The 7,420-nt window shown below is 63.6% G+C and carries 8 protein-coding genes; 4 read left to right on the top strand and 4 right to left on the bottom strand.

The features are described 5' to 3' along the window. Positions 1-44 precede the first annotated feature (44 nt). Positions 45-497, top strand: coding sequence for a PA2169 family four-helix-bundle protein (locus tag RMN73_RS06280; protein ID WP_309602467.1), 453 nt, complete (start codon positions 45-47; stop codon positions 495-497). A 3-nt stretch (positions 498-500) separates the two neighbouring features. Next, entirely contained in the window at positions 501-896 is a 396-nt protein-coding gene (locus tag RMN73_RS06275; RefSeq protein ID WP_309602466.1) for a DUF3597 domain-containing protein, read from the top strand. A 56-nt stretch (positions 897-952) separates the two neighbouring features. Here RMN73_RS06275 and RMN73_RS06270 read toward each other — a convergent pair whose 3' ends face one another. Then, positions 953-2,515: an FAD-dependent oxidoreductase gene (locus tag RMN73_RS06270; RefSeq protein ID WP_309602465.1), complete on the bottom strand. Its 1,563-nt coding sequence runs from the start codon at positions 2,513-2,515 to the stop codon at positions 953-955. Between the two features lie 132 nt (positions 2,516-2,647). Here RMN73_RS06270 and RMN73_RS06265 point away from each other — a divergent pair, with 132 nt between their 5' ends. Next, positions 2,648-3,022 carry a cupredoxin domain-containing protein gene (locus RMN73_RS06265; protein WP_309602464.1) on the top strand — a complete coding sequence of 125 codons (375 nt, stop codon included), beginning with the start codon at positions 2,648-2,650 and terminating at the stop codon, positions 3,020-3,022. On the opposite strand, the gene RMN73_RS06260 is transcribed toward RMN73_RS06265, so the two are convergent. The 3 genes from RMN73_RS06260 to RMN73_RS06250 form a co-directional block, all read right to left on the bottom strand. Continuing rightward, entirely contained in the window at positions 3,009-3,407 is a 399-nt protein-coding gene (locus RMN73_RS06260; RefSeq protein ID WP_309602468.1) for a low affinity iron permease family protein, read from the bottom strand. The two genes, RMN73_RS06265 and RMN73_RS06260, sit on opposite strands and share 14 nt — an antisense overlap. Further along, complete coding sequence (locus tag RMN73_RS06255; protein WP_309602463.1) at positions 3,407-4,534, bottom strand: alpha/beta fold hydrolase; 1,128 nt, start codon at positions 4,532-4,534, stop codon at positions 3,407-3,409. The genes RMN73_RS06260 and RMN73_RS06255 overlap by 1 nt, the downstream gene beginning before the upstream one ends. A 70-nt stretch (positions 4,535-4,604) precedes the next feature. Then, the gene (locus RMN73_RS06250; protein ID WP_309602462.1) at positions 4,605-4,964 is read right to left on the bottom strand and encodes a bleomycin resistance protein; all 360 of its coding nucleotides are present in this window, start codon (positions 4,962-4,964) and stop codon (positions 4,605-4,607) included. Between the two features lie 810 nt (positions 4,965-5,774). Between RMN73_RS06250 and RMN73_RS06245 the strand changes: the two genes are divergently transcribed. Beyond that, positions 5,775-7,420, top strand: a 1,646-nt coding sequence (locus RMN73_RS06245; RefSeq protein WP_405051543.1) for an ATP-dependent helicase, incomplete at its 3' end; no start/stop codon positions are given.

Below are 7,420 nucleotides of genomic sequence, written 5' to 3'. Positions count from 1 at the left end.
CGCGCGTTTGGATGGCATCTGTAACGCTTATCAGGAGAAAGCGCATGTTAGGCACCGACGACAACACGACGATCCTTAAAACCCTTACCTCGACTCTCAACGACAGCGTCAACGGCTATCGCGAGGCTGCCGAACATGCCGAGGGCAGCCAGTTCCAGCAGATCTTTCGCGACAATGCCGGCGAGCGCGAGCGCGTTGCTGGCGAACTTGCAGGCGAAGTGCGCCGGCTCGGCGGCACTCCCGATGAAGACGGCACAGTGCTGGGCAAGACGCACCAGGCCTTCCTCGACCTCAAGGCTGCGGTATTGGGACGCGACGACAAGGCGATCGTCAACGAAGTCGAGCGCGGCGAGGATTATCTCAAGGAGAAGTTCGAGGCGGCGCTGTCCGACGACAAACTGACCCCGGAGAGTCGCGAGATTGTCGAACGCGCGTATCAGTCAGTGCGCAAGGGACATGACCAGATCAGTCAACTCAAGCACGGCATGGAGGCCTGAATCATGAGCATTTTCAGCAAGATCAAGGACGCGATTTTCGGGCATAAGGCCACGCCCGCTCCGGCCGACCGGCCGCAGATCCCGGCCGGGATGGACGGCTCGACGGCCCCTGCACCAACGCCTACGGTCGACGCCGGCCCGGTCGATGTCGAACAAGTACTCAAGGAAATGTCCGCGGCGAAGGGCAATCCCGACCTCAACTATCAATCGTCGATCGTCGATCTGATGAAGTTGCTCGGGCTCGATTCCAGCCTCGATCATCGCCAGCAATTGGCCGATGAACTGGGGTACACCGGTGACAAGGACGGCAGTGCCGAGATGAACATCTGGCTCCACAAGGAAGTCATGCGCCAGCTGGCGGCCAATGGCGGCAACGTGCCGGCATCGATGCTCGGCTAAGCCACGCCTCTTTCGAAAAACGGGGCGGCGGGTGAAAACTCGCCGCCCTTTTCGATTCAGCTTACGGTCTGGCCAACCGCCATTTGCTGCACCAGCTTGATCGCTTCATGTGCTGACAGGGCCGAACCCTCCTGCCACAATCCGACATAGCTCAGATGCTCGCCAGCGAAGACGATCGGGCCTTCCGGCTTGCATAATTCGTCATAGGCCGGCCCGCGCTTGTCCTCGCCGAAATCGCGGCCGACCGCGCCCACGCCTTCGCTATACCGGACTTGGCCCCAGTTGATCGCCAGCGGCGACCGCAGCTCGCGCGACCGGCCGGGGTGCAACGCCTCGATCGATCCGGCGCTGATCCTGATCTGCTCGGCAATCGGCAGCTGCACGAACGCCTCGGGCGTATCGTCATGGGTCCAGCCCGCGACATAGGCGCCGATGATCACTCCGCGCGGCGAATGAAAACCGTGCGACGGATAGATCACATTTTCGTTGAGCCGGTCGGTCCACGCCAGCCCGCCATAAATATGGTCGTCGCGCTCCCAGAAACGCGGCGCTTCGAACGCGACTTTCGCGCTCTTGAGATATTCCACGCCCTTGAGCGCCGCCTTCTTGGCTGGCGAAAAGTCGCTCGGGATCCGCGCCAGCACCGGCGCCGGCAAGGTGCAGACGCAATAATCGGCGCGGGTCACGCCTCCCTTATGCTCGATCCGCACCTTGTCACCCTCGCGCCGAATCGCACTGACTGGAGTGCCGAGCACGACCGACGATTTGACCTGCTCAAACAATGCATGGGCAATCCGGTCCATACCCCCGACCGGCTGCATCATGGTCGCCTGCATATCCATGATCTGCTCGAAGAAATACGGCAGGCCGATGGCGCGACTGGGCAGCAACTGGCGCATCGTCAATCGGCCCACCGCGCTTGGTGGACGGTCATAAGCGCCGGGCCAGTTGGCAAAGCCTGAGCTGATGGTGGCGGCATAGGCACCCTTCTTGTCGAGGCCCGAATAGGCCCCAAGGAATTCGCGAAAATCCTTCAGCTCCTTGGTCGGCATGGCGCTGTCGAGGGAATGGCCGTCGATCGCCTTGGCCAGCATCTCGCCGACCAGTCCGCGAATGTCATTGATCATCCGCCGCTGCGGTTCGACACGCCCGGCAAAATCCCACCCTGCCGACTGGTTCGAATTGACGAACACCTCCAACGGCACCCCAAGCCGCTGGGCATAGCCAAGAATGACGTGATGGGTGCTCGGCAAGCGCGCCGGACCAGCATTGAAATATTGCCCCTGTCCAAAGTTTGCCTGTTGCAACGGTCGGTCGATCTGGGCGACCTGCTCCCTACCGCGGATCGTCCACACTCGCCCGCCGAACCGATTGCGCGCTTCGATCACGGTCACTGCGTAGCCCGCCTTGCGCAGCTCATACGCCGCCACCAATCCGGCAATGCCCGCGCCAAGCACGACCACGCGCTTGCCTGCGCCGCTTCCTTTGGGAAGACCAAATTGCGTCGCCTTGGCCGATGCCGGCGATTCGATCCCGAGCGACTGCAACGCCGCCAGACTCACCCCCGCCCCGCTCAGCAGGCCCAGTTCGCCAAGCAATTTCCGCCGTGTCAGCGCCATGTCACTCTCCCCCCGAAAAGCGCGATCACCGCAGGTTCGACTCGCCCCCGAAATGATGCATTCCAATAGAAGCACTTGCGTCGATGGTTGTGCAAGCCGACACTGCGCCCCCAACCCGAAGGGAGTATGCCGATGAACCGCTTGCTGCTCGCGCCCTTGCTAGCTGTCGCTTTGATCGCGCCCGCCCCTGCCGCGCCGCCCGTCGCCAGCGCGACCATCACCTTGACCAGCTATCGCTTCAGCCCCGGCCCGATCTACATCCCGGGCGGGGTTCCGGTGCGGCTGATCCTGGTCAACAGCGCGGGCAAGAACCACGATTTCACGGCTCGTGAATTCTTCCGCTCATCGCGCATCCTCTCGGGCCGCGCACCGAATGGCGAAATCTCGGTTGGCGCGGGCAAGAGTAGGATCATCGACCTGATCCCGACGCGCGGCACCTATAAGGTCCATTGCAGCAAGTTCGGCCATTCGATGCTCGGCATGAGCACCACCATCATCGTCGGCTGATCAACCGCTCGAGCGCTTTGGTGCGGACGCTTTTCTCGCCAAACTCCGCCTCAATGTCGCCGCGGATCTGGTCGAGGTCATCCTCGGTCAGATGCTCGATTCCGATGAATTCATTGCGCGCGCCTTCGATCGCCCGGATCACTTCATCGAGCTTGGCCTGAATCGCCGCCGCGTCGCGATTCTGCGCATTCTGAATCAGGAACACCATCAGGAAGGTGACGATCGTCGTCCCGGTATTGATCACCAATTGCCAGGTGTCGGACCAGCCGAACAACGGTCCCGTCACGCCCCAGATGATGATGATCGACAACGCTATGACAAACGCCGCCGGTCGCCCTGCCGCCGACGCCACGCGGGTCGCGAGATGCGCGAAAAACGGGCCGATCAACTGCGGCCGCAATCACTCGGGGAGGGTTTGCCGGCGAAGCGATCGGCGATCCATGCCAGCGTCGCCGCCGCGCTGTCCTTGGCGCTGGTCGCATGCCCTTCGCCCGCTATCGCGATCGTCCGCACCCGATTGCCCGACCGGCAAAGCGCTCGAACATGCGCCGCCGTGACCGATGGCGCGACCAGATCATCCTTGGCATTTTGCGCGATCAGCAATGGCACGCCGATGTTCGCCGTCGTCGGGCTATTGCGCCGCGCCAGCGTGGCCCACGGCTCGATCCGCCCGATGTCGATATTCTTGAGCCGGCTGTTGAGCGCCGAAATACCGAGGATCATGCCGAGCTTCGGCTTCATGTTGAGGCTGATGCAATTATTTTGCGCCAACCGATTCATGATCCCCTGCGTCTGGCGATTGCCAAAACTCGCCATCGGCGCACGATAATGGCTTGCCCAGCTGTGCCCGATGTAGGCGGTGAAGAAGCTCTTCAGCGCGCGGTTCGAGGTCAGCCGGAGATTCTGTTCCAATTGGGTCGGCGGTGCCGCTGCCGCCGCGCCGACCAAAGCCACATCGGGCGCATAGCGACGCGCCTCCTGCGCGGTCCACAGCGCCGCGTGCCCACCTTGCGACTCGCCCCACACCGCATAGCGACCGCCCGCCGCCGCACCCGGTATCTGCCGCGCCGCCCGCACTCCGTCGATCACCGATCGCGCCGTGTCCGCGCCGACCAGGAATGGATGCATCCCCGCGCTCCCCAATCCCGGATAATCGGGCGCGACCACGACATAACCATTTCTCACCGCATCGAGCCCGGCGGTGACACTCCAGAAATCCTTGCTCAGCGACGGCGCGCAGCGGCTTGCCACGCCCCATGTCCCATGAGTCCAGGCCAGCACCGGCCGCGGCTGCGGCGGGATCGCCTCGCGCGGAGCGACCACCATCCCGGTTGCCTCGCGCGGCCGCCCCGCACCGTCGGTCGTCCAATATTTGACCCGCCACGCCTGCATCCCGCCGGGCGTATCGACCACCGGATCAGCCACGATCAGCGCCCCGGCCTGCTGCGCGATGGCGGCGGTTGGGGCGGTTACCAACGAACAAGCGGCAAGTGCGATCGGGATGCGGCGCATGAAGACATCTCCTTGGGTCGGCCCCCCAATACCCCGCGCCGGGCAAGCGGTCACGCCAACATTGCATCCACTAATTCTGAATCAGTCGCACCAACGTCCCATCGGGATCGATCAGATAGGCGATCCGCATCCCCGATTGTTCGACCGTCGGCGGGTGGAGGCGCGGCTGACCGTGCCGTTGTTCGGCGATGCCGGCCAGTGCCGCCACCGCATAAAATGCGTCGAGATTGTCGAGCCGAAGGCAGCATCCGAACGAACTGGTCAGCGGATCGAGGCCGGGATAGGGGAAGAATTCCAGCGTCGCACTCCCGCGCGTCAGGATCATCCAGCCGCCATCGCGCCAGCCTTCGACAAAACCGAGGCCGCCATAAAATGCCGCCGTCGCGGAAAAATCGCGCGACGGCAGGTTAGGCGTGGTGTGGTCGGTCATCACCTGATCATGGCCACAATCCGGGGCCGCGCAATCATAGAATTGAACCAGCAGGCTGAGGGTCAAACCACCCACGGACAGAAATGGGGGCCGGCATTGCTGCCAGCCCCCACATGCGCCGAGTATGGATTTGCCGGTGTTCGCTTGGCGGCGAACCCGAGGGCCCCCCACTTCGTGATCCTGACTCACCAGCTCAGGCGTCGCTTCCCATCCGGATGGATCCAAGGATCCTCACCCTCTCGTTTCCGCGTCCCATCCCGAAAGATGCTCTGCTTCTTCGAAAGCGCTTCGCTTCGGCCCGAAGGCTTTGGCGTCCTGATCTTCCGCGGCCCTTCTTGGGCTGGTCCCCTTCGCGCGGCCTGTCTCCCTGGGGGGGAAACCGCCCTCGCAAAGCGCGGAACCAACTCTTCCGGCGCCTCTTGCCGACTGGTCCGGTTTTGAGATCCGCTGCGTCATCGCCCCGAGGGGCAGTTCTGCTTCGTATCTCGCATCCATCGCCTGCCGGCGGAGATCGGACCTTCCGTCCCGTCCTCAACTTACCGCCGTTGCCGACTATCCGGAGAGGCTGGGACTTTCGTCCCGATCACCAGCGGAATATGCGCACGATTCCGAGTCGCGCAAAGCGGAATCTGCACCTCCAAGCCTGTGGATAACGGGGATATCGCGGATAAGTCTCGCTTTGCCGTGGTTGCCCTTCTGTTCCACTTTGCCTACCGCTTCTGAGTGCCCGAATCCCTTGCTCTCACGCCCGACTCCGCTGGCGAACCCGCCTATCTTGCCGGCCTCAACCCGCCGCAGCGCGAAGCCGTGATGACGACCGAGGGGCCGGTCCTGATGCTCGCCGGTGCGGGTACCGGAAAGACCGCCGCGCTGACCGCGCGCCTCGCCCACCTGATCGCCACCCGCCGCGCCTGGCCGAGCCAGATCCTCGCCGTCACCTTCACCAACAAGGCGGCGCGCGAAATGAAGGAGCGGATCAGCGCCATTTCCGGCGGGGCGATCGAATCGATGCCCTGGCTCGGCACCTTCCACAGCGTCGCCGCGCGGATGCTGCGCGTCCATGCCGAGCTGGTCGGACTGCAATCCAACTTCACCATCCTCGACACCGACGATCAGCTCCGCCTGCTCAAGCAATTGATCACCGCCGCCAGTCTCGACGAGAAGCGCTGGCCCGCGCGGCAGCTTGCCGGGCTGATCGACCGCTGGAAGAACCGGGGCTGGACCCCGGCGCAAATCTCGGCATCCGAATCCGAAGGCTATGCCGCCGGACGCGGTGCCGAATTTTATGCCGCCTATCAGGCCCGCTTGAAGACGCTCAACGCGTGCGACTTCGGCGATTTGTTGCTCCACATGTTGGTCATCTTTCGCACCCACCCCGACGTGCTCGAAGCCTATCGCGACCGCTTCCGCTACATCCTCGTCGACGAATATCAGGACACCAACGCCTCGCAATATGACTGGCTCAAACTGCTCGCCGAGCCGCGCCGCAACATCTGCTGCGTCGGCGATGACGACCAGTCGATCTACAGCTGGCGCGGCGCGGAGGTCGCCAACATCCTGCGCTTCGAGCAAGACTTCCCCGGCGCGGCAGTGATCCGCCTCGAACAGAATTACCGTTCGACCCCGCACATCCTCGGCGCCGCCACTGGGCTCATCGCCAACAACTCGGGCCGTCTCGGCAAGACCCTGTGGACGACACGCAATGACGGCGATCCGGTCAAGGTGATCGGCGTGTGGGACGGCCCCGAGGAAGCCCGCCGCGTCGGCGAGGAGATTGAGGCCCATGTACGGAAGGACGGCAGCCTCGATGACACCGCAATCCTCGTCCGCGCGCAATTCCAAACACGCGAGTTTGAGGAACGCTTCATCTCGATCGGCCTCGCCTACCAGATCGTCGGCGGCTTCCGCTTCTACGAACGCGCCGAGATCCGCGATGCGCTGGCTTACCTGCGCCTCGTCGCGCAGCCATCCGACGATCTCGCCTTCGACCGCATCGTCAACGTGCCGAAACGCGGCCTAGGCGACAAAGCGGTGGCCAACATCCACCAGTTCGCCCGCGCCACCGGTCAGCCCTTGCTCCTCGCCGCCGCACAAATGGTCGACAGCGACGAACTCACCCCGCAGGCCCGCCGCTCCCTCGCCCGCTTCATCGGCGACATCGCCAGATGGCGGAACATGCTCAAAAGTTCCTCCCTCGCTTTAACGGGGGAGGTGTCAGCGCAAGCTGACGGAGGGAGTTCTTCAACTCCCAACCTCCCCCACGCCGAGCTCGCCCGCATCATCCTCGACGAATCCGGCTACACCGCCGTCCTCCAGGCCGAGCGCAGCGCCGAATCCGCCGGCCGGCTCGAGAATCTGACCGAACTGACCCGCGCGATGGAGGAATATGAGACGCTCGGCGCGTTCCTCGAACATGTCTCCCTGGTGATGGACAATGACGCCAAGCGCGGCGAGCC

This window comes from Sphingomonas sp., assembly GCF_031372575.1.
Classification (GTDB): domain Bacteria; phylum Pseudomonadota; class Alphaproteobacteria; order Sphingomonadales; family Sphingomonadaceae; genus Sphingomicrobium.
Note: the sequence above shows the minus strand (reverse complement) of the source record. Positions and strands in the feature narration are given on the sequence as shown.